The 26868-nt window shown below is 73.4% G+C and carries 29 protein-coding genes; 16 read left to right on the forward strand and 13 right to left on the reverse strand.

Going from position 1 to position 26868, the window contains the following annotated elements:
* Window positions 1–14: 14 nt before the first annotated feature.
* From ACGF0J_RS19035 to ACGF0J_RS19065, 7 genes are all read left to right on the forward strand, one after another.
* Window positions 15–920, forward strand: a complete 906-nt coding sequence (locus tag ACGF0J_RS19035; RefSeq protein WP_393147420.1) for a site-specific tyrosine recombinase XerD — start codon at window positions 15–17, stop codon at window positions 918–920.
* Window positions 921–1037: 117 nt separating this feature from the next.
* Window positions 1038–1979 carry a ParA family protein gene (locus ACGF0J_RS19040; protein WP_101782914.1) on the forward strand — a complete coding sequence of 314 codons (942 nt, stop codon included), beginning with the start codon at window positions 1038–1040 and terminating at the stop codon, window positions 1977–1979.
* Window positions 1976–2797: a segregation and condensation protein A gene (locus tag ACGF0J_RS19045; protein WP_393147422.1), complete on the forward strand. Its 822-nt coding sequence runs from the start codon at window positions 1976–1978 to the stop codon at window positions 2795–2797. The genes ACGF0J_RS19040 and ACGF0J_RS19045 overlap by 4 nt, the downstream gene beginning before the upstream one ends.
* Before the next feature lie 301 nt (window positions 2798–3098).
* The gene (gene scpB / locus ACGF0J_RS19050) at window positions 3099–3725 is read left to right on the forward strand and encodes an SMC-Scp complex subunit ScpB (RefSeq protein WP_393148061.1); all 627 of its coding nucleotides are present in this window, start codon (window positions 3099–3101) and stop codon (window positions 3723–3725) included.
* Window positions 3722–5713: a pseudouridine synthase gene (locus ACGF0J_RS19055; RefSeq protein WP_393147424.1), complete on the forward strand. Its 1992-nt coding sequence runs from the start codon at window positions 3722–3724 to the stop codon at window positions 5711–5713. Before scpB ends, ACGF0J_RS19055 begins: the two co-directional genes overlap by 4 nt.
* Window positions 5714–5784: 71 nt before the next feature.
* Window positions 5785–6144 (forward strand): chorismate mutase, encoded by a 360-nt coding sequence (aroH, locus tag ACGF0J_RS19060; protein WP_393147426.1) that lies wholly within the window; start codon window positions 5785–5787, stop codon window positions 6142–6144.
* Between the two features lie 56 nt (window positions 6145–6200).
* Complete coding sequence (locus ACGF0J_RS19065) at window positions 6201–7289, forward strand: prephenate dehydrogenase (RefSeq protein WP_393147428.1); 1089 nt, start codon at window positions 6201–6203, stop codon at window positions 7287–7289.
* 87 nt (window positions 7290–7376) lie between these two features.
* Here the strand turns inward: ACGF0J_RS19065 and ACGF0J_RS19070 are convergent, their stop codons facing one another.
* Entirely contained in the window at window positions 7377–8219 is an 843-nt protein-coding gene (locus tag ACGF0J_RS19070; RefSeq protein WP_393147430.1) for a glycosyltransferase family 2 protein, read from the reverse strand.
* Window positions 8220–8369: 150 nt separating this feature from the next.
* On the opposite strand from ACGF0J_RS19070, the gene cmk reads away from it, so the two are divergent.
* The 3 genes from cmk (at window position 8370) to aspS (ending at window position 12041) form a co-directional block, all read left to right on the forward strand.
* Window positions 8370–9005, forward strand: coding sequence for a (d)CMP kinase (gene cmk, locus ACGF0J_RS19075; RefSeq protein WP_393148063.1), 636 nt, complete (start codon window positions 8370–8372; stop codon window positions 9003–9005).
* A gap of 33 nt (window positions 9006–9038) precedes the next feature.
* Window positions 9039–10445 carry a ribosome biogenesis GTPase Der gene (der, locus tag ACGF0J_RS19080; RefSeq protein ID WP_393147432.1) on the forward strand — a complete coding sequence of 469 codons (1407 nt, stop codon included), beginning with the start codon at window positions 9039–9041 and terminating at the stop codon, window positions 10443–10445.
* Window positions 10446–10778: 333 nt separating this feature from the next.
* Window positions 10779–12041, forward strand: coding sequence for an aspartate--tRNA(Asn) ligase (gene aspS / locus ACGF0J_RS19085; RefSeq protein ID WP_393147434.1), 1263 nt, complete (start codon window positions 10779–10781; stop codon window positions 12039–12041).
* Here the strand turns inward: aspS and ACGF0J_RS19090 are convergent.
* From ACGF0J_RS19090 to ACGF0J_RS19115, 6 genes are all read right to left on the reverse strand, one after another.
* The gene (locus tag ACGF0J_RS19090; protein WP_393147436.1) at window positions 12033–13577 is read right to left on the reverse strand and encodes an MFS transporter; all 1545 of its coding nucleotides are present in this window, start codon (window positions 13575–13577) and stop codon (window positions 12033–12035) included. The two genes, aspS and ACGF0J_RS19090, sit on opposite strands and share 9 nt — an antisense overlap.
* A complete protein-coding gene (locus ACGF0J_RS19095) occupies window positions 13574–14224 on the reverse strand; it encodes an LppX_LprAFG lipoprotein (RefSeq protein ID WP_393147438.1) in 651 nt (216 codons plus the stop codon). Before ACGF0J_RS19095 ends, ACGF0J_RS19090 begins: the two co-directional genes overlap by 4 nt.
* Window positions 14225–14283: 59 nt before the next feature.
* Window positions 14284–14742: a MarR family winged helix-turn-helix transcriptional regulator gene (locus ACGF0J_RS19100; protein WP_393147440.1), complete on the reverse strand. Its 459-nt coding sequence runs from the start codon at window positions 14740–14742 to the stop codon at window positions 14284–14286.
* 35 nt (window positions 14743–14777) lie between these two features.
* A complete protein-coding gene (locus tag ACGF0J_RS19105) occupies window positions 14778–14954 on the reverse strand; it encodes a hypothetical protein (RefSeq protein WP_393147442.1) in 177 nt (58 codons plus the stop codon).
* A 9-nt stretch (window positions 14955–14963) separates the two neighbouring features.
* Complete coding sequence (locus tag ACGF0J_RS19110) at window positions 14964–15566, reverse strand: 4'-phosphopantetheinyl transferase family protein (RefSeq protein ID WP_393148065.1); 603 nt, start codon at window positions 15564–15566, stop codon at window positions 14964–14966.
* A 72-nt stretch (window positions 15567–15638) separates the two neighbouring features.
* Entirely contained in the window at window positions 15639–17033 is a 1395-nt protein-coding gene (locus ACGF0J_RS19115) for an aminopeptidase P family protein (protein ID WP_393148067.1), read from the reverse strand.
* A gap of 151 nt (window positions 17034–17184) precedes the next feature.
* On the opposite strand from ACGF0J_RS19115, the gene ACGF0J_RS19120 reads away from it, so the two are divergent.
* The 3 genes from ACGF0J_RS19120 to ACGF0J_RS19130 are packed head-to-tail and all read left to right on the forward strand — an operon-like array spanning window position 17185 to window position 19301.
* The gene (locus tag ACGF0J_RS19120) at window positions 17185–17613 is read left to right on the forward strand and encodes a CBS domain-containing protein (protein WP_393147444.1); all 429 of its coding nucleotides are present in this window, start codon (window positions 17185–17187) and stop codon (window positions 17611–17613) included.
* A 46-nt stretch (window positions 17614–17659) separates the two neighbouring features.
* Window positions 17660–18304 carry a hypothetical protein gene (locus ACGF0J_RS19125; RefSeq protein ID WP_393147446.1) on the forward strand — a complete coding sequence of 215 codons (645 nt, stop codon included), beginning with the start codon at window positions 17660–17662 and terminating at the stop codon, window positions 18302–18304.
* 55 nt (window positions 18305–18359) lie between these two features.
* Window positions 18360–19301, forward strand: coding sequence for an endo alpha-1,4 polygalactosaminidase (locus ACGF0J_RS19130; RefSeq protein WP_393147448.1), 942 nt, complete (start codon window positions 18360–18362; stop codon window positions 19299–19301).
* Between the two features lie 153 nt (window positions 19302–19454).
* On the opposite strand, the gene dhaM is transcribed toward ACGF0J_RS19130, so the two are convergent.
* Genes dhaM through dhaK form a run of 3 tightly spaced genes read right to left on the reverse strand, consistent with a single transcriptional unit; the run spans window position 19455 to window position 21453 of the window.
* Window positions 19455–19832: a dihydroxyacetone kinase phosphoryl donor subunit DhaM gene (gene dhaM, locus ACGF0J_RS19135; RefSeq protein WP_393147450.1), complete on the reverse strand. Its 378-nt coding sequence runs from the start codon at window positions 19830–19832 to the stop codon at window positions 19455–19457.
* Window positions 19832–20473, reverse strand: coding sequence for a dihydroxyacetone kinase subunit DhaL (dhaL, locus tag ACGF0J_RS19140; RefSeq protein ID WP_393147451.1), 642 nt, complete (start codon window positions 20471–20473; stop codon window positions 19832–19834). The genes dhaM and dhaL overlap by 1 nt, the downstream gene beginning before the upstream one ends.
* The gene (gene dhaK, locus ACGF0J_RS19145; RefSeq protein WP_393147453.1) at window positions 20473–21453 is read right to left on the reverse strand and encodes a dihydroxyacetone kinase subunit DhaK; all 981 of its coding nucleotides are present in this window, start codon (window positions 21451–21453) and stop codon (window positions 20473–20475) included. The genes dhaL and dhaK overlap by 1 nt, the downstream gene beginning before the upstream one ends.
* Before the next feature lie 113 nt (window positions 21454–21566).
* Between dhaK and ACGF0J_RS19150 the strand changes: the two genes are divergently transcribed.
* Window positions 21567–22331: a lysophospholipid acyltransferase family protein gene (locus tag ACGF0J_RS19150; protein ID WP_393147455.1), complete on the forward strand. Its 765-nt coding sequence runs from the start codon at window positions 21567–21569 to the stop codon at window positions 22329–22331.
* Between the two features lie 4 nt (window positions 22332–22335).
* On the opposite strand, the gene ACGF0J_RS19155 is transcribed toward ACGF0J_RS19150, so the two are convergent.
* Window positions 22336–23142: a serine/threonine-protein kinase gene (locus ACGF0J_RS19155; RefSeq protein ID WP_393147457.1), complete on the reverse strand. Its 807-nt coding sequence runs from the start codon at window positions 23140–23142 to the stop codon at window positions 22336–22338.
* Between the two features lie 46 nt (window positions 23143–23188).
* A complete protein-coding gene (locus ACGF0J_RS19160; protein ID WP_393147459.1) occupies window positions 23189–24457 on the reverse strand; it encodes an MFS transporter in 1269 nt (422 codons plus the stop codon).
* A gap of 72 nt (window positions 24458–24529) precedes the next feature.
* Between ACGF0J_RS19160 and ACGF0J_RS19165 the strand changes: the two genes are divergently transcribed.
* Window positions 24530–25153 (forward strand): ArsR/SmtB family transcription factor, encoded by a 624-nt coding sequence (locus ACGF0J_RS19165; protein WP_393147461.1) that lies wholly within the window; start codon window positions 24530–24532, stop codon window positions 25151–25153.
* On the opposite strand, the gene ACGF0J_RS19170 is transcribed toward ACGF0J_RS19165, so the two are convergent.
* Window positions 25119–26072 (reverse strand): oxidoreductase, encoded by a 954-nt coding sequence (locus ACGF0J_RS19170; RefSeq protein ID WP_393147463.1) that lies wholly within the window; start codon window positions 26070–26072, stop codon window positions 25119–25121. The genes ACGF0J_RS19165 and ACGF0J_RS19170 overlap by 35 nt on opposite strands.
* 88 nt (window positions 26073–26160) lie before the next feature.
* Between ACGF0J_RS19170 and ACGF0J_RS19175 the strand changes: the two genes are divergently transcribed.
* Window positions 26161–26787 carry a TetR/AcrR family transcriptional regulator gene (locus ACGF0J_RS19175; protein ID WP_393147465.1) on the forward strand — a complete coding sequence of 209 codons (627 nt, stop codon included), beginning with the start codon at window positions 26161–26163 and terminating at the stop codon, window positions 26785–26787.
* Window positions 26788–26868 lie beyond the last annotated feature (81 nt).

Consider the following 26868-nt stretch of genomic DNA (forward strand, 5'->3'; position numbering starts at 1 on the left):
GGAAGGACCCACTTGTGGAGGCGGTGCTGTCCAGCTACCTCGCCCATCTGGCGGTGGAGCGGGGGCTGGCCGCCAACACGCTGGCCTCCTACCGCCGTGACCTGCGGCGCTACCTCGACCACCTGCGCTCGCGTGGCCACGCCACGCTGGGCGAGGTGGGCGAGGCCGACGTGCGCGACTTCCTGGCGGCCCTGCGCGAGGGCGACGGCGAACACCCCGCCCTCGTGGCCAGCTCGGCCGCGCGGGCGGTCTCGGCCGTGCGCGGGCTGCACCGCTTCGCGCTGCGCGAGGGCGTCACCGCGCACGACCCCGCACACGAGGTCCGCCCGCCGCGCCAGCTGCGCAGGCTGCCCAAGGCGATCGCCGTCGACGCGGTCGAACAGCTCATCGCCGCCTCCGGTCCCGAGGGCGCCCCGCTGACCCTGCGTAACCGCGCACTGCTGGAGGTCCTGTACGGCACCGGCGCCCGCATCTCCGAGGCCGTCGGCCTGGCCGTGGACGACCTGGAGGACGACCAGGTGCGGCTGCGCGGCAAGGGCGGGCGCGCCCGCGTCGTGCCGCTCGGCCGCTACGCCAGGTCCGCGCTCGACGCCTACCTCGTCCGGGCCAGGCCGGGCCTGCTGGCCCATGGCCGGGGCACGCCGGCGGTGTTCCTCAACGCCCGTGGCGGCCGGTTGACCCGGCAGGGCGCCTGGGAGGTGCTCCAGGCCGCCGCCGAACGAGCCGGACTCGACGGGATATCTCCCCACGTACTCCGCCATTCCTTCGCGACCCACCTCCTGGAAGGAGGCGCCGACGTCAGAGTGGTCCAGGAGCTGCTCGGCCACGCCTCGGTGACGACGACCCAGGTCTACACCCTGGTGACGGTCGACAAGCTCCGCGAGGTGTACGCCGCGGCGCATCCCCGCGCCCGGCAGTGATCTATAGTCGGTTGCGACGTGCGGCGCCCCCGGCGTGCCGCCTTGCCGCGTTAAGTGATGACGCCATAGTGTCCGTCCGGACGGTCCGGTTCGGGATCGTCAGGGAGGTTCGAGCTGGTGACTGTGACGACCAACGGTTCGACCCCGGGGACCCCCGACAACCCCTGGGGTGACACCAAGACCGACGCGCCCTCCACCGGCGTGAATCTGGGGCCCACCCGGCGCCCCCGGCCGGTGTTCCCCGATCCGGTGCCCCCGCGGGAGCACGGGCCGGCGCGGGTGGTCGCGATGGTCAACCAGAAGGGCGGGGTGGGCAAGACCACCACCACCATCAACCTCGGCGCCGCCCTCGTCGAGTGCGGCCTGAAGGTGCTGCTCGTCGACTTCGACCCGCAGGGCGCGCTGTCCGTGGGCCTCGGCATCAACCCGCTCCAGCTCGACCTCACGGTCTACAACCTGCTGATGGACCGCGGCGTCACCGCCGAGGACGTGCTGCTGGAGACCGGCGTCGAAGGCCTCGACCTGCTGCCCAGCAACATCGACCTGTCCGCGGCCGAAGTCCAGCTCGTCACCGAGGTGGCCCGCGAGCAGGTGCTCGGCCGCGTGCTCAAGCCGCTGCTGCCGCACTACGACGTCTGCCTCATCGACTGCCAGCCGTCCCTCGGCCTGCTCACGATCAACGCCCTCACCTGCGCTCATGGCGTCATGGTGCCGCTGGAGTGCGAGTTCTTCGCGCTGCGCGGCGTCGCCCTGCTCATGGACACCATCTCCAAGGTGCAGGAGCGGCTCAACGACCAGCTCGAGATCGAGGGCCTGCTGGCCACCATGTACGACGCGCGCACGCTGCACGGCCGCGAGGTGCTGGCCCGCGTCGTCGAGGCGTTCGGCGACAAGGTCTTCCACACCGTGATCAACCGTACGGTCCGCTTCCCCGACGCCACGGTGGCCGGCGAGCCGATCACGACGTTCGACCCGTCCTCGCTCGGCGCCAACGCCTACCGCGAGCTGGCGCGCGAAGTGCTCTCCCGCTGGCCCGCGCCTGCCACAATGGCCAGGTGACGGCGGAGGCACAGCAGCAGACCACGGGTTTCCAGGTCCACCTCGACGTCTTCGAGGGCCCGTTCGACCTGCTCCTGGGGCTGATCGCCAAGCACAAGCTGGACATCACCGAGGTGTCCCTGTCGAAGGTCACCGACGAGTTCATCTCCTACATCCGTTCGCGCGGGCCCGAGTGGGACCTCGACCAGACCAGCCACTTCCTGCTGGTCGCGGCCACGCTGCTGGACCTCAAGGCGGCCCGGCTGCTGCCGTCCGGCGAGGTCGAGGACGAGGAGGACCTCGCCCTGCTCGAAGCCCGTGACCTGCTGTTCGCCCGGCTGCTGCAGTACAAGGCGTACAAGGAGGTCGCGAAGGTCTTCGCGGGCCGGATGGCCGACGAGGCGCTGCGCTTCCCGCGCGCCGTGCCGATGGAGCCGCAGTTCGCCGACCTGCTGCCCGAGCTGATCCTCGGCATCGGGCCCGAGCAACTCGCCAGGATCGCCGCCCGCGCCTTCACCCCCAAGGCGCCGCCCACGGTCAGCGTCGGTCACATCTACCAACCACTGGCCAGCGTCCGCGAGCAAGCGGCTATCCTGGTCCAGCGCTTGCGGCGCATGCGCAGGGCCACCTTCCGGGCCCTGGTGGCCGACTGCGAAGGCACCTTCGAGGTCATCGCCCGGTTCCTGGCCGTCCTGGAGCTCTTCCGGGAGTCGGCGGTCACGTTCGAGCAGGTCGAGCCCCTGGGTGACCTGCACGTCACCTGGACGGGGAGCGACGATGGGGACGTCGCGGTGGGCGACGACTACGAGGAGAGCGCGGAGAAGACCACTGATGACTGACCGTCCCGGCGACGTGCCGCCCCCGCCCCGCACCCCCTCCGACGCGGCGCTGCCCGCCTGGATGACCCTCCCGGGCTCCCTGGCCGATCTTCCGCCCGCCGGCGACGACGCGCCGTCCCCGGCCGCGGTCGAGCAGCCACGGGACGAGCAGCCACGGGACGAGCAGCCACGGGACGAGCAGCCACGGGACGAGCCACGGGACGAGACCCCGGCGGCTCCGTCGGACCCGCCGCCGCCCGCCGTGGACACGGCCCCAGCCGTGGCGACGGCCCCACCCGTGGAGACGCCGCCCGTCATGGCGATGTCCTCGACGTCTTCGACTGCGGCGCGGGCTTTCGCGCCGAGCGGGTCCGACGACGTCACGGAGCCGGAGCGATCGGACGACGGGCCGGGGCTCGCCGCGGCGCTGGAGGCGATCCTCATGGTCGTGGACGTCCCCGTCGCCGAGGTTACGCTCGCTCAGGTGCTGGAGCGGCCCACCCACGAGGTCGCCGCGGCCCTGCGGACGCTGGCCGCGGAATACACGGCCGCCGGACGGGGTTTCGATCTGAGACAGGTCGCGGGCGGCTGGCGTTACTACACCCGTCCTGACTGCGCACCGCTGGTCGAACGGTTCGTCCGTGACGGCCAGCAGACGCGGCTGACCCAGGCCGCGCTCGAAACCCTGGCGGTGGTGGCCTACCGGCAGCCGGTGAGCCGTGCCCGCGTCGCCGCGGTGCGCGGTGTCAACAGCGACGGCGTCATGCGGACGCTCGTCGCGAGGGGGCTGGTCGAAGAGGCCGGCACCGACCCGGAGAGCCAGGCAGTGCTCTACCGGACAAGCTCATACTTCCTGGAACGTCTGGGACTGAAGGACATCGGCGAGCTCCCCGAGCTCGCGCCCTTCCTCCCCGACGACGTGGAAAATCTCGAGGAGACGACAAAGTGAACAACAGGCGCAGCACCCCGTCCGGTGATGGACGCGGTCGTGGACGCACCGGCGGCTCCAGTGGCCGTGGCGGGCGTCCCGCCTACCGCTCGGACGACAGCCGCGGCGGTTCCCGCCGCGACGACGGAGCCCGCGGCCACGGCCGTGACTCCAGGAGCGAGTACGGCCGGCCCGACTCCGGCCGAACCGATGCGGGCAGGGAGTACGGCTCCGCCCGCGACTCCTTCCGCGCCGACCGGGGCGGCGCCCGCGCCCGCTACGGCCGGGACTCCCGCGACGACCGCACCGGCTCCCGGCCCGAGCGTCGCGACGACCGCACCGGCTCCCGGCCCGAGCGTCGCGACGACCGCACCGGCTTCAGGTCTGAGCGTCGCGACGACCGCGGCGGCTTCCGGCCCCAGGGCCGTGATGACCGTGGCGGTGACCAGGGCCGCGATGGCCGTGGTGGGTACCAGGGCCGTGATGGCCGTGGTGGGTACCAGGGCCGTGATGGCCGTGGTGGGTACCAGGGCCGTGATGGCCGTGGTGGGTACCAGGGCCGTGATGACCGTGGCGGTTCCCGGCCGGAAGGTCGCGGCGATCGCGGCGGCTTCCGGTCCGAGGGGGAACGCGGCGGCTTCCGGTCCGAGGGGGAACGCGGCGGCTTCCGGTCCGAGGGGGAACGCGGCGGCTTCCGGTCCGGTGGTCGTGACGGTTTCCGGTCCGAGCGGCGCGACGGCTTCGAGCGGCGTGACGGTGGCTCCCGCTACGAGCGCCGCGACGACCGGGGCGGTCACCACGACCGCGACGCCGGCGACCGGCGTGCCGAGCGGCCCACGTTCCGTGCCGAGCGGCCCGCCTTCCGTGCCGACCGCGGCGGACGCCGCGACGACTCCGCGGGCTCGGCCCGGGCCCGCTACGGCAGGCGCGACACCGACGGCCGCCCGGACGACCGCCGTTCCCCGGCGCCCCGCCGCGACGCGGGCGACTTCCGGCGTGACGAGGGCGGCTTCCGTCCCGACGCGCGTGGTCCCCGGCGTGACGAGGGCGGCCGCGCGGGAGGGCGTGCTCCCGGCGCGGGCCGTACCCCCAGGCGTGACGACGTGCAGACGATCGGCGGCCGGCCCACGCGCGGCGGCGGACCGAGGCGCGACGGTCACGGCGACGGCCGCGGACGGGGGGAGGGGGCGCCGCGCGACCGGTTCAAGACCGCCCGCCAGCCGATGCGCGACCGCGACATCTTCCCCGAGGGCTACACCGACGAGCGCGACACCACCGAGGTGCCCGGCGGCGTGCGGCTGCAGAAGGTGCTCGCCCAGGCGGGCGTGGCCAGCCGCCGCGCCTGCGAGGAGATGATCGGTGACGGCCGCGTCACCGTGAACGGCCAGGTGGTGCGCAGGTTCGGCGCGAAGGTGGACCCGGCCACGCAGATCATCCACGTGGACGGCAAGCGCATCCCGACCGCCCCCGACCTGGTCTACTACGCGCTGAACAAGCCCATCGGCGTCGTGTCGACCATGGACGACCCGCAGGGCCGCCCCTGCCTGGCCGACTACGTCCAGGAGCTGGCGCCCAGGCTGTTCCACGTGGGCAGGCTCGACACCGAGACCGAGGGCCTGCTGCTGCTCACCAACGACGGCGAGCTGGCCAACCGGCTGACGCACCCCAGCTACGGCGTGCAGAAGAAGTACTGGGCCAAGGTGCCGGGTCCGATCCCGCGCGACCTGGGCCGCAGGCTCCGGCAGGGCATCGAGCTGGAGGACGGCCTGGCCAGGGCCGACTCCTTCCAGATCGTCCAGGAGCACGGCCAGCAGGCGCTGGTCGAGGTCGTGCTGCACGAGGGCCGCAAGCACGTCGTCCGGCGCATGCTCGAAGAGGCGGGTCACCGGGTCATCGACCTGGCGCGGATCGAGTTCGGGCCGGTCAAGCTCGGCCGGACCAAGCCGGGCACGGTCCGGGCGCTGAGCCTCAAGGAGGTCGGCGAACTCTACGCCGCCGTCAAGCTGTAATCTGGCCAGAACGCAGGAGCCCGTGCGGAGGTCCGCACGGGCTCCGGGTCTTATAGAGGGGACGAAAGCACATGGTGCGGGCGATCCGCGGGGCGATCCAGGTGGACGCCGACGACCGCGACGCGATCATCGAGGCGACGACCGAGCTCGTCTCCACGCTGATGGAGCGCAACCAGCTGACCACGGACGACGTGATCAGCGTGCTGTTCACCGCCACACCCGACCTGACGGCCGAGTTCCCGGCGCTGGCCGCGCGCAAGCTGGGCTTCCACGAGGTGCCGCTGATCTGCTGCTCCGAGATCGACGTGCCGGGGGCGCTGCCCCGGGTGGTGCGGTTGATGGCGCACGTGGAGACCGACCGGCCCCGCTCGGAGATCCAGCACGTCTACCTGCGCGGCGCCGTAGCCCTGCGCCAGGACATCGCCCAGTGAGCCGCGCGTAGCGGCCCGCCTCCACCCTCCGCACCCAGACGATCCAGGACTCCGACATGGCCTCCGAACTCCGCACGGTGCTGGTCGTCGGCACCGGCCTCATCGGCACCTCCGTGGCGCTGGCGCTGCGCCGGCGGGGGGTCCGTGTGCTGCTCGCCGACCGTGACCAGGGTGCCGTGCGGCTGGCGCGCGAGCTCGGCGCGGGCGAGGAGTGGGACGGGGCGTCCGGTGCGCGGGCGGACCTCGCGGTGGTCGCGGTGCCGCCGGGGCACGTCGCCGCCCAGTTGCTCGACCTGCAGGGGCGGGACGTCGCCGCCTGCTACACCGACGTGGCCAGCGTGAAGGTGGAGCCCATCGAGCAGGCCGCGCGGCTCGGCTGCGACCTGAGCAGCTACGTGGCCTCCCACCCGCTGGCCGGACGCGAGCGTTCCGGTCCCGGCGCGGCGCGGGCCGAGCTGTTCCTGGGGCGGCCGTGGGCGTTGTGCCCCACCGAGGAGAGCTCGGCCGAGGCCAGGGCCACCGTGCTGCGGCTGGTCGAGCTGTGCGGGGCCAACCCCGTCGAGGTCGACGCCGCCGAGCACGACCGGGCCGTGGCCGTCGTCTCCCACGCGCCGCACGTGGCGGCCTCCGCCGTGGCCGCCCGGCTGGCCGACGCGCCCGACGTCGCGCTCGGCCTGGCCGGTCAGGGCGTCAGGGACGTCACGAGGATCGCCGGCGGCGACCCCGCCCTGTGGCTGGGCATCCTGTCCGGCAACGCCGACCCGGTCGCCGAGGTGCTGGAGGCGGTGTCCCGCGACCTGGCCGAGGCGGCGTCCGCGCTGCGGGCCCTGGCGGGGGGCGACGGCACCGCGGGCGAGGACATCACGCAGTTGCTGAAGCGGGGCGTGGCCGGTCACGGCCGCATCCCGGGCAAGCACGGCGGCCCGGCGCCCGCCTACGTGGTGGTCCAAGTGATCATCGGCGACCGTCCCGGCCAGCTCGCCAAGCTGTTCCAGGTGTGTGACGAGGTCGGGGTCAACGTCGAGGACGTACGGCTGGAGCACGCGCCAGGCCTGCCGCTGGGCGTCGCCGAGGTGGCGGTTCAGCCCGCGGCCGCACCGGTGCTGACCAGGGCCCTGCACGAGAGGGGCTGGCAGGTCCCCTGACGGGCTCCGCCCGGCGTCGTGCGGTGCTGCGACCGTCCTGAGCGGGCCCGCGCCGGAGAATGGTCAGGAGGCGTAGCGGCGGGCGGTTCACCCGTGGGCGCGCTCCAGCATCCGCCGGGCCCGCTCCACGGCCGGAGGCAGCTCGCGGCGCTGAGCCAGCGCTTGCGGCAGCCTCGGTACGGCGGTCCGCAGCCCCCGCCAGCCGTGCCGCCCCTCGCGCAGGGCGGCCAGCGAACGGCGCGCCACCACGCTCCACGGCCGGCGCAGCACGGCGGTGAGCACGGAGTTGCGCGTGGCCAGGCCGCGCCGGCCGGCCGGGTCACGCGCCGGCGAGGGATGGTGGTGGGCCACCACCTCCTCGACGTAGGCCAGCCCCCAGCCCTGGGCGGCGAGGTCCACGGCCAGGCGTTCCTCCTCGCCGAAGAAGAAGATGACGTCGTCGAACCCGCCCGCTCCGAGGAACGCGTCCCTGCGCACCACCGCCCCGCACGCCAGGAAGCCGAGCACGCTGGGGCCGGGCAGGTCGGCCTCGCGGCCCAGGGGAGAGGCGGCCATGTCGCCGCAGACGGGATCCGGCCGCTCCTCGGGGCCCACCAGCACGCGGGCGGCCAGTACCGCCAGCCGGGGGTGCGCGTCGAGCACGGAGGCGGCCCGCTCCAGCGCCCCCGGCGCCCACCACGAGTCGTCGTCGGCGAAGGCCACGTAGGGGGTCCGCGCCATCCGCACGCCGACGTTGCGGGCGGGCGCGCCCAGGTTGCGGCCCGCCTCCACGAGCTCGACGTCCGGGAAGTGCCGTCGTACGAAGCCGACGGTGCCGTCGGTGGAGCCGTTGTCCAGGAGGATCACCGGGTGCGGGTGTCGCGGCAGCGAACCCGCCAGCGCGCGCCGCCGGTTCCTGGTGGCCACGACCACCGTCACCCGTTCCAGCATGGTGCTGTTCCTTTCCGGGGGGAGGAGCCTTAGTCCTCGGGCGTGGTGCGGCGGTGTCCGGCGGCGGAAGGGCCGCCGCGAGGCGGTAGCCTCTTCAGGTTGGGTGTGGAACGTGCAGAGGGAGAGGCTGTGACCGGTCTGGTCGTCGCCATGGACGGCCCCTCGGGGTCGGGCAAGTCGAGTGCTTCGCGTGGGGTCGCCAGGGCCCTCGGCCTGCGTTACCTGGACACCGGGGCGATGTACCGCGCGATGACCTGGTGGATGCTGGAGCACGGCGTCGACCCGGCCGACGCCGGCACGGTCGCGGCCCGTGCCGCCGAGCCGGTGATCTCCTCCGGCACCGACCCCGACGGCCCCTCCATCCACGTCGACGGCGTCGACGTGGCCGGGCCGATCAGGGGTGACGCGGTCACCGGCGCCGTCTCGGCGGTCGCGGCGGTGCCCGAGGTGCGGGCCCGCCTGGTGGGGATGCAGCGGCAGATCATCGGCGACGGCGACATCGTCGTCGAGGGCCGCGACATCGGCACGGTGGTCGCGCCCGACGCGACGCTCAAGATCTACCTGACGGCCAGCGCCGAGGCCCGCGCCGCCCGGCGCAGCGCCGAGCTGGCCGGCAGCACGGTGGAGGCGCAGCAGGCCGCGCTGGCCCGGCGTGACAGGCTCGACTCGACACGCACCACGGATCCACTCTCGATGGCGGCTGGCGCCATCGAGCTCGACACCACCGCGCTGAACCTCGACGAGGTCGTCGCGGAGGTGCTGAGGCTGGTCAAGGAGCGCACCTGACCAAGGTGCGGGACTCATTAAGGATGAAAAATCGTGACAACGGGGGACTGGGTCGAGGCTGAACTCGACGACCTCGAAGTGCCCGGCGACCACGGCGACGACAGCGGCCCGCTGCCCGTCGTGGCGATCGTCGGACGGCCCAACGTGGGCAAGTCCACGCTGGTCAACCGCATCATCGGCCGCCGCGAGGCGGTCGTCGAAGACGTTCCCGGCGTGACGCGCGACCGGGTCACCTACGAGGCCAACTGGCGGGGCCGGCGCTTCACCGTCGTCGACACCGGCGGCTGGGACCCCGACGCCACCGGCATGGGGCTGCGCATCGCCGAGCAGGCGCAGGTGGCCGTCGAGCTGGCCGACGTGATCGTGTTCGTGGTCGACGCGACCGTGGGCGCGACGGACTCCGACGAGGTCGTCGGCTCGGTGCTGCGCCAGTCGGGCAAGCCGGTCATCCTGGCCGCCAACAAGGTCGACAACCAGCAGTTGGAGCTGGAGGCCGCAGCGCTGTGGTCGCTCGGCCTGGGCGAGCCGCACCCGGTCTCCGCCCTGCACGGCCGATCCAGCGGCGACCTGCTCGACGAGATGCTCGACGCGCTTCCCGACACGCCGCAGGAGACGTTCGGCACCGAGCGCGGCCCGGCCAGGGTGGCGCTGCTCGGCAAGCCCAACGTCGGCAAGTCGTCGCTGCTCAACAAGCTGGCCGGCGAGGAGCGCGTGCTGGTCGACCCGATGGCGGGCACCACCCGCGACCCGGTGGACGAGCTGATCGAGCTGGGCGGGCGCACCTGGCGCTTCGTCGACACGGCCGGCATCCGGCGGCGCGACCGCGAGCTGCAGGGCGCCGACTTCTACGCGGCCATGCGCACGCGCGCGGCGCTGGAGCGCTCGGAGGTGGCGATCGTGCTGATCGACGCCAGCGAACCGCTCACCGAGCAGGACCTGCGCATCATCGGCCTGGTCACCGAGTCGGGCCGGGCCATGGTGGTGGCGTTCAACAAGTGGGACATGGTCGACGAGGACCGCCGCTACTACCTGGAGAAGGAGATCGACAGGCAGCTCGTCCGCACCCCGTGGGCGCTGCGGGTCAACATCTCCGCCAAGACCGGCCGCCACATGGACCGGCTCGTCCCGGCCCTGGAGAAGGCGCTCGACTCGTGGTCGACGCGGGTGCCGACGTCGCGGCTCAACGCGTTCCTGACCGAGCTGGTGCAGCAGACGCCGCCGCCGGTGCGGGGGGGCAAACAGCCGAAGATCCTCTTCGCCACGCAGGCGTCGGTGGAGCCGCCGAAGTTCGTGCTGTTCACCTCGGGGTGGCTGGAGGAGACCTACCGGCGCTTCATCGAGCGGCGCCTCCGGGAGGAGTTCGGCTTCGCCGGCTCGCCGATCGAGGTCACCATGAAGATCCGCGAGAAGCGCAAGGGCGGCGGCCAGCCGAAGAAGTGACGCCCGCCGGTCCGCGATGAGCACGACGCGGAGCCGATGGAATCCCGGTTGCCTCGCCCGGACCCGGCGGCTAGCATCCAGCACCAAACGCAGACGGAGACGAGTACCCAGGAGACCGCGCGGGTCCAGAGAGCCGCCGGCAGCTGCGAAGGCGGCCCCGCGCCTCCTGGCGAAGACACTCCCGAGTGCGGGGAGGAAATGCCCCGCCGGTCCGACCCCCGTCATCGGGTCCTGGAGGCCGCCCCGTCCGGGGCGGCGAAAGTGCGGTGGCACCGGGAGCTCCCTTCTCCCCCGCACTCCCAAGGGGTCACGCACGTCTCACCAGGAGCTGTGATGATCTCTCGTGTCATGTCGGCGGAGCTTGCGGAGCACGCCGGCCGGAGAGTGACGATCGCCGGTTGGGTCCATCGCCGCCGGCGGCTGAAATCCGTGTCCTTCCTCGTCATCCGCGACCGCGCCGGGCTGGCTCAGGCGGTCACGTCCGCGCCGCTGCCGGCCGAGGAGAGCGTCGTCCGGGTGACCGGCCTCGTGGCGGTCAACCCGCAGGCGCCCGGCGGCGCCGAGCTGACCGAGCCGCTGGTCGAGGTGCTGTCGGAGCCGGCCGAGGCGCCGCCGTTCGACCTCTACCGGCCCGTCGTGCCCGCCACGCTGCCGACGATCCTCGACCACGCGCCCGTCGCCCTGCGGCACCCGCGGCTCAGGGCGCCGCTGGAGATCTCGGCGGCGAGCGTCGCCGGGTTCCGCGAGACGCTCGACCGGCTCGGCTGCACCGAGATCCACACGCCGAAGATCGTCGAGTCGGCCACCGAGTCCGGCGCGAACGTCTTCACGCTCGACTACTTCGGCCGTCCCGCCTACCTCGCCCAGTCGCCGCAGTTCTTCAAGCAGGCGATGGTCGGCGTGTTCGAGCGGGTCTACGAGGTCGGCCCGGTGTTCCGGGCCGAGCCGCACGACACCGCGCGGCACCTCGCCCAGTACACCAGCCTCGACGCCGAGCTGGGGTTCGTGCGCGACCACCGCGACGTGATGGCCGTCCTGCGCGAGGTGCTGGCCGGCATGCTGGAGTCGGTACGGCGGCGCGCCGCCGCCGCCGTCGAGACCCTCGGCGTCACACTGCCCGCCGTGCCGGCGGAGATCCCGGCCGTCCACTTCACCGAGGCGCAGCGGATGACCGGAGAGGACGAGCCGGACCTGTCACCGGCCCAGGAGCGGTGGCTGTCGGAGTGGGCGCTGCGGGAGCACGGCTCGGAGTTCCTGTTCGTGACCGGCTACCCGATGGCCAAGCGGCCGTTCTACACCCATCCCGACCCCGGCAGGCCCGGCCACTCCCGCGGTTTCGACCTGCTGTTCCGCGGGCTGGAGCTGGTGACCGGCGGGCAGCGGCTGCACCGCCACGGCGACTACCTGGAGGCGCTGGCCGCGCGGGGCGAGCCGGCCGAGCCGTACGAGGGGTATCTGCGGGCGTTCGCGCACGGCATGCCGCCGCACGGCGGGTTCGCGATCGGCCTCGAACGCTGGACCGCCCGCCTGACGGGAGCGGCCAACGTCCGCGAGGCGGCGCTGTTCCCCCGCGACCTGCACCGGCTGTCACCCTAGCGGGTCGGCCCGCCGCGGCATGCGGAGCGCGGCGACCGCGCCGGCCGCGCACAGCACCGCCGTGACGAGGAACATCTCCGTGTACTCGGTGTGCAGGGCGGCGTCGACCTCGGCCAGGTACGCGGCCAGCCGCCGGGCGTGCTCGGCCGGGTCGACGCCGAACGGCAGGGGCGTGTCGAGGTGCGCGGTCAGCGACTGGAAGCGGTAGAAACCCCACGCGGACACGGCCGCGATGCCGATCAGCATGCCCATCATGCGGGCCACGACGACCGCCGCCGAGGCCACCCCGTGCTGGGCGGCGGGCGTCACCCGCAGCGCGGCGGCCGACACGGGCGCGACGACCAGCCCGAGCCCGAGCCCCGCGACGGCCAGGGTGAGGTCCATCTCCAGCCGCGCCCCGGCCAGGTCCACCGGCCAGCGGCTCATCAGCACGTAACCGGCCGCGGCGACGACCATCCCGGCCACGGACACGGCCCGGTCGCCGGCCCGGCGGGCCAGCAGGCCGCCGAGCACCGCGCCCGCCACCAGGGCGAGGAGGAACCGGCCGAGCACCAGAGCCGCCTCCCGGGCCTCCAGCTCAAGCAGGGTCTGCGCGGCGATCTGCACGAAGACCATGGTGACCAGCAGCGCCGCCCCGGTCAGGAAGCTGACCGCCAGCGTGGCGAGCAGCGGCCCCTTGCGGGTGGCGGACAGGTCGAGCAGGCGTACCGGGGAGCGGATCTCCCACCACACGAACGCCGCCCCGGCCAGCACGCCCGCGCCGATCAGCGGCAGCCCCCAGGGCGGCAGCACGGCCTCGGCCGGGTCGGGGTTGTACAGGCCGGCCACCAGGAGCGCCAGGGCCAGCGCCAGCAGCGCGCCCCCCACACCGTCGACGCGCACCCGGCCGCGCGCGCCCGGCCGGGCGGCGGGCCCGCCCGGCACGGTGAGATGCACGGCGAGGGCGGCCAGCGCGGCCAGCGGGACGTTCAGCCAGAAGATCGCGTGCCAGCCGCCCACCTCCACCCCCAGGACCGTGGTGGCCGGCACCAGCACCAGCACGCTCCCGTACAGCGGGCCGAGCGCGCTGCCCAGCTCCTGCGCCGCGCCGACCGCGCCCAGAGCCACCGGCCGCTCCCGCTCGTCCCACAGGTCGCCGATGAGCGCCATCGTGATGGGTAGCAGCGCGCCCCCGGCGACGCCCTGGACCGCCCGCCCGGCCACCACCATGACCTCTCCGGCCGCCAGCGCCGTCAGCACCGACCCGAGCGCGAACGCCGCCAGGCAGGCGTGGATCAGCGGGCGCCGGCCGTAGCGGTCGGAGAGCTGGCCGAGCAGCGGCATCGCGGCGACGTAACCGAGCAGGAACCCGGTCACCATGGGCGTGGCCCGTTCGAGCCGGTTGACCGGGATGCCCACGTCCTCGGCGATGTCGATGAGGACGGTCACCACCACGTAGGCGTCGAGCGCCGCGAGCAGCACCACCGCGCCGCCGACGCCCAGCGCGACCCGCCGGGCGCCGTTCGCCGGCCCGCCCGCGCGTGCGGGGCGGCTCATCCGGCGGCGGGCGGCGGCGTGATCGTGACCGGCGCGTCGTAGTCGGCGAACGAGACCGTCACCGTGCCGTCCCGCAGCGGCAGCTCCACCTTCGTCAGCCTGCTCGACGCCCGGTCGATCCAGACCTTGCCGTTGACGCCCTGCGTCACGCCGGGCAGCAGCGAGGTCAGCGACTGGCCGGAGAACGTCGTCGCGACCCGGTAGGCGTCGCCCTCGGCGGCCTCGACCCGCGTGTCGGTGGCGTCGGCCAGCAGTTGCGGGATGCCGCGTGCGGGGTCGAGGATGGCCGACGGGTCGTAGAACTGCGCCAGGTCCTTACGGGTGAGCTTCTGGAAGCCGCCCGTCGGGCCCTTGAAGTGGACGGTGTCGCCGACCAGCGCGAAGGTGATCTCCTGCAGGCTGCCGAGCACGTCGAGCGTGATCGTGCCGTCGGCGTCGCCCGTGGCGGTCAGCCTGCCGTCGGCCTTGCGCACCGGCACGTTCGGCTTGCCGTCGGTGGAGATGGAGAAGGCGGCGGACCTGACCGTCTTCATCGCCTCGGCCGCCTTCTTCATGAGGCCGGGACCGTCGGGCAGCTCGGCGCCGCCGCCCGACGAGCAGGCCGTGAGGAGCGCGGCGAGGAGCACCACCAGGATCTTTCGGACCATGCGGGGATCGTAGCCAGCGCCGGGGGTCATCGTGACCCGTCGCCGATATCGGTTGGGTGTCAGCGCAGCTTCTTCAGATGGTCGACGATCGGCTGGTAGGCGGCCTCGATCGTGTGGAGCTGCTCGTCGGTGAGCCGGTCGATGAAGTGCTCGCGCACGCTGGCCACGTGGTCGGGCGCCACCCGCTGGATGGTGTCCCAGCCCTCGTCGGTGAGCACCGCGAACGTGCCGCGCCGATCGTCGCGGCAGTCCTCCCGGATGACCAGGCCCTTGGCCTCCATGCGGGAGATCTGGTGGGACAGGCGGCTGCGCGACTGGATCGTCGCGTCGGCCAGGTCGCTCATGCGCATCCGGCGGCCGGGGCTCTCGGAGAGGTTGACCAGGATCTCGTAGTCGTTCACGGAGAGCGAGTGCTCCTGCAGCTCACGGTCGAGCCGGTGCATGAGGAGCTTGTGCAGCGCCAGGTGGGTTCGCCAGGCACGCTGCTCAGCAGGGGACAGCCAGCGAGGCGCGCTCATGATCTCCAATCTAGCGGACGTGACGTGGGCCGGCGTCAGGCGAACGCCATGACGATGGCCACCCCCACGACATGCATGACGACGACGGCGACGATCAGCGAGACGAACACGAACTTCGCGGGGCCGTGCTCGAAGGTCTTGCCCTCTTCGAGGGGCCTGCGCGCGGCCACCCGGTCGGCGATACGCTCCTCCAGCGGCTTGCGGTAGAACATGTTTTCAGTCTATCCGGGGACCGGCCGCCTCACCGCTGGGGCGTCCGTGACAACCGCCACCCTGACCGGCCCCTGCCCGTCGTCGCCCGCCTCGGTCCATTCGAGCAGGTGGCGGCCCGTCCAGTCGGGGTCGTGCGCGTCCAGCCGGTCGAGGGTCAGCTCGCCGCGCTTGATCAGCGCCTCCTTGCGCGTCCAGTGCCGGATCAGCCCGTCGTTGCCGGTCACCAGCGCCCGCTCGCGCGGCGTGAGCGCCCGCTCGGCCAGCCGACGGTCCAGCGGGCCGGGCGGCACCCGTTCGGCGTCCACGCCGACCAGCCCGTGGCCGGCCGCCGCGCACACGTAGCCGCGCGTGTGGCTGAAGCTGACACCGAGCAACGGCGCCTGTTCGAGGTAGGGCCGGCCGTGGCCGGGGCCGTGCACCTCGCACCGCTGCAACAGGGTGAGCTCGCCGGGCTCGGCGCCGAGGACGGCGGCGGCGCAGAGCCGGACCAGCAGGTGGGCGGCGACGAACGCGTCGCGGTCGGCGTCGAAGACGAACCGGGCGGCGCGCTCCCGCTCGGCGGGGGTGAGCCACTGCACGGGGGCGCGCACCTCGTCGGGGCGCCCGCCCATCGCCACGGGTCCGATCGTCGGTCCTCTCGCTCGGCACGGACGTTCGCCCGCGATCTTAGGCGAGCCGGGCGGTCAGCGCAGCAGGCCGGCCATCCAGGACTCCACCTCGTCGGGGTGGCGGGGGAGGGCGCCGGACATCAGCCGCGCCCCGTCCGCGGTGATCACCAGGTCGTCCTCGATGCGCACGCCCAGGCCGCGGAACTCCTCAGGCAGCGTCAGGTCGTCCGGCTGGAGGTACAGGCCCGGCTCGACGGTCAGCACCTGGCCCTCCTCCAGCACGCCGTCGAGGTAGACCTCGGCCCGCGCGCGGGCGCAGTCGTGCACGTCCAGGCCCAGCATGTGGCCGCTGCTGCACAGTGTGTAGCGCCGGTAGAGCCCCGACTCCATCAACGTGTCGGGCGAGTCCTTCAGCAGGCCCCACTCGTGCAGCCCCTCGCAGATCACCCGCATCGCCGCCCGGTGGAAGTCGCGGAAGCGGGCGCCCGGCCGCAGGGTCGCGATGGCGGCCGTCTGCGCCTCGTACACCAGCTCGTACACCTGCCGCTGCACCGGTCCGAAGGTGCCGGACAGCGGCAGCGTGCGCGTGACGTCGGCCGTGTAGAGGGTGTCGGTCTCGACGCCCGCGTCGAGCAGCACCATGTCGCCGGGACGAAGCGCCCCGTCGTTGCGGATCCAGTGCAGCACGCAGGCGTGGGCGCCGGAGGCCACGATGCTGTCGTAGCCGACCGTGTTGCCCTCCAGCCGGGAGCGCAGCCCGAAGACGCCCTCCAGATGACGTTCGCCGCGCGGGTGGCCGAGCGCCGCCGGGATGGCGCGCACCACGTCCTCGAAGCCGCGCGCGGTCGAGTCGACGGCCGACTGCAGCTCGCCGACCTCCCACTCGTCCTTGACCAGCCGCATCTCCGACAGGAAGCACTCCAGCTCCACGTCACCGCCGCCCGGCTCCACCATGGCGTCCACCTGGGAGTCGACGCCGCGCAGCACCCGGGCGGGACCCTTCAGGTCGAGGTCGAGCAGGTGGGCGCAGTCCATCTGGTAGAGCTCGGCCGCCTCGGCCAGGTCGGGCCTGCGGCCCACCCAGAACTCGCCGTAGCGCCGGTCGCGGTAGAACTCCTGGCCCTCCTCGCGCGGCGAGCGCGGCCGGACGTACAGGCGGGACTCGCCGGTCGGCTCGATGACCAGCACCTCGCCCGGTTCGCCAGCGCCCGTCAGGTAGGAGAAGGCGCTGTGCGGGCGGAACGGGTAGTCCCAGTCGTTGCTGCGCACCTTGAGCGTGCCGGACGGGACGACCAGCCGCTCGCCGGGGAAGCGCGCCGCCAGCGCGGCACGGCGCTTGGCCGCCCACGGCGCGATCGGCAACGCCGACACGTCGGCGCGCCGCGTGTCGGCCCAGCCTGTCCGCATGAACGCGGCCAGTTCGTCGGTGATGGGCAGGTCGTGGCTTCCGGTGTTGAGCCGCTCGGTCATCGTGGCGTGTCCTGGGTGGTCGGCGGTGGGTACGGCGAGCAGCCTACGCCCCAAGGGTTGACGCCCGGGCCGCCGGTTGCTTGCCTGGATAGCACTCCCGCGGCGATTGGCCGGTCCGTGCCCCGGGTACCTGGAAGCCGAGGTGGTGCACATGCTCATCGGGACGATCCTGCGAGCCAAGGGCGGTGACGTGACGACCGTGCCGCCCGGGGCGACGGTGCGCGAGCTGCTGGCCCGGCTGGCGGAGCACAACATCGGAGCGGTGGTCGTCTCCTCCGACGGGGAAACGATCACCGGCATCGTGTCCGAGCGTGACATCGTGCGGCACCTGAACGAGCACGGCGCCGGGGTGCTCGACGGGCCGGTGTCGGCGATCATGACGGCGGAGGTGCGCACCGTCGGCCTCAACGACCGCGTCGACGAGCTGCGCAAGATGATGACCACCCACCGGGTCCGGCACATGCCCGTGGTCGAGGGCGGGCGGCTCGTCGGGATCGTCAGCATCGGCGACGTGGTCAAGAGCGCCATCGAGGAGCTGGAGACGGAGAAGGCGTCGCTGGTCGACTACCTGCACCGGTGACGGGCGCCGTCGGCCGCGTGGTTGACAGGGGTGGGACGCTGGTCGCGTGATCTACGGACCTCCGCCCGAGGGTCCTCGGGCGACCGGCAGCGCGAGCGTCATCCTGCTCGTGTCGGGGCTGACGTGCGCGGTGGGGTTCCTGCTGGGGTACGTGATCGGCCTGGGCTCGGGTGAGACGGTCGCCGCGCCCGCGGCCCCCCGCATCACGGTGACGATGGAGGAGCCGGACGATCCGGAGTCGTCGGGCCCGGCCGCCGGTCCGCCGGGCGCGGGTGATCCGGCCGCGCCGTCGCCGGGCGCGGGCGATCCGGTGGGGACCGCTCCCACGGCCACGGCTCCCACGGCCACGACTCCCACGGCCACGACTCCGGGAGCCACGGCTCCCGGAGCCACCGCGACAGGCGGCGTCAACGGGACCGACGGAGCCAACGGGACAGGCGGCACGGGTATCGCGGCCCCGGCCGGCAGCCGCACGATGGTGGTCGGTGTCGACATCCAGCCGGGCACCTACCGGACCGCCGGACCCGCCACCGGGCAGCCGATGTGCTACTGGGCCCGGCTGAAGAGCACGGTCCCGCAGGCCGCCGACATCATCGCGGCCGACATGCCGCGCGGCGCCGCCACCGTCACCGTCGCCGCGACCGACAAGGCGTTCCAGACCGGCGGCTGCGCCGAGTGGACCAAGGTCTGACGGATCTTCCCGAATCGCTTGAAACGGGCGCCGGGAGGCGTCAGTGTTGCCCGTCATGCACAAGATCTTCTCGGCGACCGTCACGGCCGCCGCCCTCCTGTCCGCACTCCTGCCCGCTCCGGCGCAGGCCACGCAGGCCGTTCAGGCCACGCAGACCGTGCCCGCCGCGCAGGGAGACCGGGCGGACCGGGCCGGCAGCGCCGCCGCTGTCGCGACCGCGGCGCTGCCGGCCCCGGTGCCGTGCAAGGGCTGCTGGCGGCCCGCGCTCAACACCAGCTGGCAGTGGCAGCTCGACTCCGCGCCCACCAAGCCGTTCCTCGACGTGCAGATGTACGACATCGACGGCTTCGAGGCGCGGGACGGCGCCGTCGTCAAGGCTCTCAAGGCCGCCAAGCCCGGCCGCGGCGTGGTCTGCTACATCAGCGCCGGCTCCTACGAGGACTGGCGGCCGGACGCCAAGAGCTTCCCCGCCTCCGTACTCGGCAAGAAGCTGGACGGCTGGCCGGGTGAGCGCTGGCTCGACATCAGGCAGTACAAGGGCCCGCTCGGCAAGATCATGGAAGCCCGGCTCGACATGTGCAAGAAGGCCGGGTTCGACGCGGTCGAGCCGGACCTGATCGACGGCTTCTCCAACGACACGGGCTTCCCGCTGACCGGGGCCCACCAGCTCGCCTACAACGTCTGGCTGGCCAACGAGGCGCACGAGCGGGGCATGTCGATCGCGCTCAAGAACGACGTCGAGCAGATCCCCCAGCTCCTGCCGTACTACGACTTCGCGCTGAACGAGGAGTGCTGGTCCCACGACGAGTGCACCACCGCGCAGAACGGGGGGGACTACGGCTACGACCAGTTCGTCAAGGCGGGCAAGGCGGTCTTCCAGGTGGAGTACGAGCTGCCCGCCGGCCGTTTCTGCGCCCGCTCCAATGCCCAGAACTTCAACTCGCTGGTGAAGAACTGGGACCTCGACGCCAAGCGGACGCCGTGCCGGGGCAGATGACCCTGTGATGTTCGGCGGCGGCGGGCGCTCCGTAGGAGGACGCCTCCAGGGCCATCGACGAGGATGACATGTCGGTGCTGCGGAGCCTCGTCCAGAGTGTCGGAGGGAAGGCCGGGTCGCCGGCCGGAGCTGCGTGACGGCGCGATCGAGGCGTCAGCCGCACTTGCGGAAGCCGCGCGCCTCGTCGGCGGCAGCGAGCACCTGCTCCAGCGGCGCGCCCGCGCCCGCCGTCACCGCGGCGGCGATCGTGCCCTCCACGAACGGCACGTCGGCCAGCACGACCCGGCCCTCCTCCTCCACCAGCCGGGCCGTCAGCACCGAGCTGCCGAGGTCGGCGACGAGCAGCACGCCGTCCCCTTGGTCGGTGTCGCGGATCGCCCGCTCGACGAGGTCGACGCTGGTGCCGAGCCCGCCGTCCTCCGTGCCGCCGGCCGCCGCGACGGGCACGTCGTCGCCCGCGATGCTCCGGGCCAGCGCGGCCGTCTCGGCCGCCAGGCCGGCGCTGTGCGACACCAGCACGATCCCGACCATCAGTCGACCTCCCTGGTCGCCTCCTTGACCGCCACCTCGGCCAGCGCCTCCAGGATGAGCGCCGTCGACGCCGCCCCCGGGTCCTCGTGGCCGACGCTGCGCTCGCCGAGGTAGCTGGCGCGGCCCTTGCGGGCGCGCATCGGGATCGTCGCCCGCGCGCCCTCCCCGGCCGCGACCGCCGCCCGGCGGAACGCCTCGTACGGGGTCAGCCCCTCCCGCGCGGCCGCCGTCAGCGCCCGCGACGCCGGGACGAGGGCGTCGACCATGGTCTTGTCGCCCGGAGCGGCCTTGCCGAGCCGTTCGACCGCCACGACGCCCGCCTCGAACGCGGCGGCGAACCCGGGTAGCGTCACCGGGTCCTGCAGCGCCTTGCCCATCGCCCGGAACGCCGAGCCGTACAGGGGGCCCGAGGCGCCGCCGACGCGGCGGATCAGCGTCGTGCCCGCCGTCAGCAGCGCCTGCGCGGGGGCCGTGGGCGGCCAGTCCTCCAGCGCCCTGCACACCTCGGTGAAGCCGCGGTCGAGGTTGGTCCCGTGGTCGGCGTCGCCGATGGCGGCGTCCAGCTCCGTCAGCCGGCCGCGCTCCTGCCTGATCTGCGTGGCCGCGACCCTGAGCCAGGTGACGAAGAAGCCGATGTCCATCAGCGCCCCCAACGCAGTCCGGGCGTGTCGACGGGCGCGTCCCACAGGCGGGTCAGCTCGCCGTCCAGCCGGCACACCGTGACGGAGAAGCCCTGCATGTCCAGGCTCGTCACGTAGTTGCCCACCAGCGACCGGGTCACCCGCGCCCCCTTGCCCCGGATGAACGCCTCCACCTCGGCGAACACCACGTACAGCTCCATCAGCGGGGTGCCGCCCATGCCGTTGACCAGCACGAGCAGGTCGCCGGCGAGCGGCAGGTCGCCGTGGACGGCCTCCATGGCGACCGCGGCCAGCTCGCGCGCCGAGGCCATCGGCACCCGCCTGCGTCCCGGCTCGCCGTGGATGCCGATGCCCAGCTCCACCTCCCCGTCGGGCAGGTCGAACGTCGGCTTGCCGGCCGCCGGGGTGGTGCACGAGGTCAGCGCGATGCCGAACGAGCGGCTGCGCCCGTCCACCTCGGCCGCCACCCGCGCCACCTCGGCCAGCGGCGCGCCCTGCTCGGCCAGCGCGCCCGCGATCTTCTCCACGAACAGGGTCGCGCCGGTGCCGCGCCGGCCCGCGGTGTAGACAGAGTCCTCGACGGCCACGTCGTCGTCCACGAGCACACTCGCGACCTCGACGTCGTCGCACAGCTCGGCGGCCATCTCGAAGTTGAGCACGTCGCCGGTGTAGTTCTTGACGATGTGCAGCACGCCCGCGCCGCCGTCGACCGCCCGGGTGGCCTCGATGATCTGGTCGGGCACGGGGGAGGTGAAGACCTCGCCGGGGCAGGCGGCGTCCAGCATGCCGTAGCCGACGAACCCGGCGTGCAGCGGCTCGTGCCCGGACCCGCCGCCGGAGACCAGCCCCACCTTGCCCGCGCGGGGCCCCGACGCGCGGTAGACGACCCGCTCACGCACCCGCAGCGACGGGTGGGCCGCCGCCATGCCGTTCAGGGCGTCGTCGACCACGGACTGCGCCGTGTTGATGAGCTTCTTCATGGTCACAACGTCTGCCCCTTCCGGCCGGTCCGCAAGCGCCCGTCGGGGGGAGGACGAGGCGGGCCCGCTGTTCGGGCTGCCCAGCACGGCGCGACCTAGGCTACCTTCAGCACATGGCTGAGATCGTGTACCCGCCGGTGATCGCCGCCGCGCGGACCCTCTTTCGCGTGCTCGACTACCGGTTCCACCTCGAAGGGACCGAGCACGTACCGCGCACCGGGGGAGCGGTGCTGGTGAGCAACCACATCAGCTACCTCGACTTCATCTTCGCGGGGTTCGCCGCGCTGCCCGCCCGGCGCCTGGTGCGTTTCATGGCCAAGCAGGACGTCTTCGACCACCGCGTCTCGGGGCCGCTGATGCGCGGCATGAAGCACATCCCGGTCGACCGGGGCGCCGGGGCCGGCTCGTACGCGACGGCGCTGCGGATGCTGAAGGCCGGCGAGGTGGTGGGCGTCTTCGCCGAGGCCACGATCAGCCGGTCGTTCACGGTGAAGGAGATCAAGAACGGCGCCATCCGCATGGCGCAGGCCACGAACACGCCGATCATCCCGGTGGCGCTGTGGGGCAGTCAGCGGCTGTGGACCAAGGGCCGGCCGAAGGCGCTGACGCAGCGGCACGTGCCCCTCACGATCATCGTGGGCGAGCCCATGCACCCCAAGCGCGGCGAGGACGTCAACAAGCACACGACCGACCTGCACGAGCGGCTGACGGGGCTGGTGGACCGGGCGCAGCGGACCTACCCGGAGATCCCGCCGGGCGTGTGGTGGCAGCCGGCCCACCTGGGCGGCACGGCGCCCACGCCGGAGGAGGCCGCCGCGATGGACGCGGCCGAGGCCGAGGCCCGCGCCAGGAAGCAGGCCGGCGCGGGCGAGCTGTAGGGGGTCAGATCGCCGCCTGGTAGCTGCTGGCGCGCATGCCCGCCAGCAGCCCCGCGGTCTGGTCCAGGGTGAAGCGGCGCACCGGGTCGGGGTGCAGCAGGCCCTCGATGAGCGGGCGCATCACGCCGGCGCGGCGCGGCGTCGGGTAGCCGCCGCTGCGGGCCATGGCGAGCACGGTCGCCGCGTCCTGGCCGGGGTAGGGCGGCTGGCCCTCCACGGCGCTGTAGAGGGTGGCGCCGAACGACCACATGTCGGCTTCCTTGCTGGCCGGACCGCCGTGCAGACGTTCGGGGGCCATGAACGCGGGCGTGCCGCGCAGCCGGCGGGAGGTGGTCATCCGGATGTCGCCCTCGGCGGTGGCGATGCCGAAGTCGGTGAGCACGACGCGGTCGCCGGTGAGCATGACGTTGGCCGGTTTCACGTCACGGTGCAGCACCCCGGCCTGGTGGGCGGTGCGCAGCGCCGCCAGCAGGTGCTGGCCGATCGCGGCGACCGACTGCGCGGGCAGCGTGCCCACCTGCGACAGAAGCTGGTGCAGCGACAGCCCGTCGAGGTACTCCATCACGATCCAGAGCTTGCCGCCCTCCTCGATGAGGTCGTGGACCGTGATGATGTTGGGATGGGTGAGCCGGGCGGCCATCCGCGCCTCGCGGAGCACCCGGCGGCGCACCATCTCGGCCTCGCCGGTGAGCGTCAGCTCCTTGAGCGCAACCTCACGGTGGAGCAGCTGGTCGAACGCGCGCCAGACGACTCCCATCCCCCCACGACCGGCCTCCTCGTTGAGAAGGTACCGTCCGCCGATCTCCCGCATGCCATCCCCTCGTCGCCCGGGGTAATCATGTCATCTCACCACAGATCTAGTGTGCCGAAAGTGATCCGGATGTGGAGTCAACTGTATGATCGCTGGTCAAAGGCACCGAAATTTGCATAGGTGCGACACGCCATACGAGGCAGACGGCGGCGACGCTGACCACCGCGGCGCCCAGCAGGACGACGGGCAGGCCGGCCAGGTCGGCGACGACGCCGCCGAGCGCCGCCCCCACGGGCATGCCGCCCATCCCGATCAGCCGGTAGGCGGAGTTGACCCGGCCCAGCAGCTCGGCGGGGATGAGCCGCTGCCGGGTGGAGATGACGAGCACGTTCGCGCAGGCGCCGACCACGCCCCACACGACGGCGGTGGGGTAGAGCAGCCAGGCGACGGGCAGCAGCACGGGCACGAGGTACAGCAGGGCGCTGACCGTCCACATGAGCACCAGCGTCCTGCCTTCGCCGAGCCGCCGGCTGATCGGCTCCGAGACCAGCGATCCGGCGACCGCGCCGACGGCCAGCGCCGTCATCATCAGCCCGTAGCCGCTGGGCTGCAGGCCGACCCGTGACCCGTCGCCGACCAGCCACAGCACGAGCACGCCGAAGTAGGCGGCGCTGGCGGCGTTGAGCAGGCCGGCGGACACCGCCAGCGTGCGCAGGAACCGGTGGCCCCACAGGTAGCGCAGCGCCTCGCCGATCTCCCGCCGCATGGCTGCCGCCCCCCGTCCGGCCGAGGGAGGCCGGGTGGACCGGAACCGGCCGCGCATGCCCAGCAGGAGCAGCGCGGCGACGCCGTACAGCAGGGCGGGGCCGCCGAGGACGGCGGCGGGCAGCAGGGTGACCAGGACGCCGGCCAGTGGGGCGCCGACGAAGTCGTTGCCGACCGTCTGCGCGCCTACGACGCGGCCGTTGGCCGCCGCCAGGCGGCCGGCGGGCACCGTCATCGGCAGGACCGCCTGGGCGGCCGTGTCGGCGAAGACCTCCGCCGCTCCGGCGACCAGGACGGCGAGCAGCATGAGCCACAGGTTGAGCGTTCCGGAGGCGGCCAGGGCGCCGGCCGCCGCGAGCCCGCCGGCGCGCCCCGCGTTGGCCAGCGCCATGACGCGCCGGCGGTCCGTCCGGTCGGCGACCGCCCCCGCGGGCAGGGCGAGCAGCAGCCATGGCAGCGTGGCCGCCGCCCCCACCAGAGCCACCTCGGTGGGGGAGCGCGTCATGGAGACGGCCAGCAGCGGGGCGCCGACCTTGAGCACGCCGTCGGCGAGGTTCGACAGCGCGGCCGAGGACCACAGGAACGTGAACGACCGCCCGAGACCGGCCATGACCGCCGTCCTCTCGCTAGGATGTAAGGAAAAGTGTGCATAGATTCCTTTGCAAAGATAGGTGTGCACAGAATGCCACGCAAGTCGTTCTCCGCCCGCACCCTCGACGCGAACGCCCTCAAGTCGTTCGCCCACCCCCTGCGGCTGAGCCTGTACGAGCTGCTCGACGAGCACGGTCCCTCCACGGCCACCCGGCTGGCGGCCCTGCTCGGGCACAACACCGGGGCGACCAGCTACCACCTGAGGGAGTTGGCCAGGCACGGCATGATCGAGGAGGCCACGGAGCTGGGCAGGGGCAAGGAGAAGTACTGGCGGATCGTGCCGGGTGGCTTCTCCTACGGCGAGACCCCGCCCGGCGACGAGGCGACGGCGAGCGCCCTGGAGACGCTCCTCGACGACCTCGTCCAGCGGCGCGGCGCGGAGCTGGCGCGATGGCGCGAGGAGGAGGCGAGCACGCCCGAGGAGTGGGTGCGGGCCAGCGGCCTCGGCCGCCGCTCCCTGCGGCTCACCGCGCAGGAGACCGCGCGGATGCGCGACGAGGTCCTGGAGGTGCTGGAACGCTACCGGGCCCTGGCCGACCGGCGGGCCGGGGAGCCGCGCGGCGAGCCGGATCCTTCCCTCGCGCGCGTGGTCGTCCATTTCGACGTCCTGCCGATGGGTCTCACCGGGGACGGGCCGCGGGCAGCGGAACGCTGACGCCCGTCAGCTCCTCCGAGCGCTCCCACAGGCGACGCGCGGTGACGGTGTCGGTCAGGGCGCGGGGCCGGTGCCGGGTCGTGGGTTCGCCCCGCAGCTCCAGGAACCCGTCCGGGGCCACGTAGCCGCCGCCCGGCGCGTCGTCCGCCGTCGCGGCGTACAGGGACGTCTTCGCGCCCTCGGTCACCGGCCGGAAGGCGAGGCGCACCAGCAGGGCCGTCGCCGACCGGTAGAGCCGCCCGCGGGCCGCGTTGGCGCCACCGGTGAGCACGTCGGTGCGGGTGAGCCCGGGGGCCACGGCCACGCTGCGCAGCGGCAGTCCGGCCGCCTCGGCCCGGCGGTGCAGCTCGGCCGCGAAGTACAGGTTGGCCCGTTTGGCGGCCACGTACGCGAACGGCGCGCTGTAGCCCCGCTCGGTGCCGGGCCGGTGCCGGTCGAACCGGCCGAGGTCGAACCGGGCGAAGCGCTGCCCCTCGCTGCTGACGGTCACCACCCGGCCCGCCGGCGCCGCCGCCAGGGCGGGCAGCAGCAGCCCGGTGAGCGCGAACGTGCCCAGATGGTTGACGCCGACGTGCGACTCGAACCCGTCAGCGGTCAGCGCGAACGGCACCATCGCCACACCCGCGTTGTTCACCAGCAGGTCGAGCCGGTCGTGGTCCCACCCGGCGGCGAAGGCGCGGATCGACGCCAGCGCGGCGAGGTCGAGCGGACGCGACTCGGCCCGGGCGCCGGGCGCCTCGGCGCGCAGGCGGGCCAGCGCCGCCCGGCCACGCTCGGCGCTGCGGCAGGCCAGCACGACGTGGGCGCCACGGCGGGCCAGCTCGCGGGCGGTCACGTAGCCGATGCCCTTGTTGGCGCCGGTCACGACCACCAGCCGGCCGGACTGGTCGGGGATGGAGTCGAAGGTCCAGGAACGCATGGGGCTGCCTTTCGCGAGACGTATCGCAACTTGAAGTTGCGATAGGATCGTGGCAGTCGATCCGGCCATAGCGCAACTTGGAGTTGCAATGAATTCCGCATCCCCTCCCGACCGTCCGGTCGGCCGCGGCGCGAAGGTGCGCGCGGCGGTCCACGCCGCCACGCTCGCCGAGCTGGTGGACAACGGCTACGCCGCGCTGACCGTCGAAGCCGTCGCCGCCCGGGCCGGCGTCCACAAGACGACCGTCTACCGGCGCTGGAAGGACCGCGCGAGCCTCGTCGTGGACGCCCTGGCGGGCCAGGCCGCGGCCGACGTCCCCGTCCCCGACACCGGCTCCGCCGAAGGCGACCTGCGGGCGCTGGCGCGGTCCCTGGTGGCCATGGTGACGGCCGGCAGCGGGCCGGCGCTGCTGGCGGCGATGTTCTCCGGCGGAGCCGGGCTCCCGGAGATCGCCGAGGCGCGGCAGCACGTCTTCGGCGACCGGCTCCGGCGGGCCCGCCCCGTCGTCACCCGCGCGATCGAACGAGGCGAGCTGCCCGCCGGCACCGACCCCGCCGAAGTGCTGCGGACACTCGCCGCGCCGATCTACTTCCGGCTGCTCATGACGGCCGAGCCCGTGGACGAGGCGGCGGCCGACCAGGCGGTCCGCGTCACCCTGGCCGCCGCCCGAGCCGGGGCCCTGACCAGCTCCCATACGCGTCCCGATATCGGCTGAGCACCGATACCACTATTGGACACCATGGGGCGATCTCTGATCTTCTCGTCTCCCGACGCCGACCGTGAACGCGCGAAACAG

It is taken from the genome of Nonomuraea sp. NPDC047897, from assembly GCF_043204415.1.
In the GTDB taxonomy this organism is placed as follows: domain Bacteria; phylum Actinomycetota; class Actinomycetes; order Streptosporangiales; family Streptosporangiaceae; genus Nonomuraea.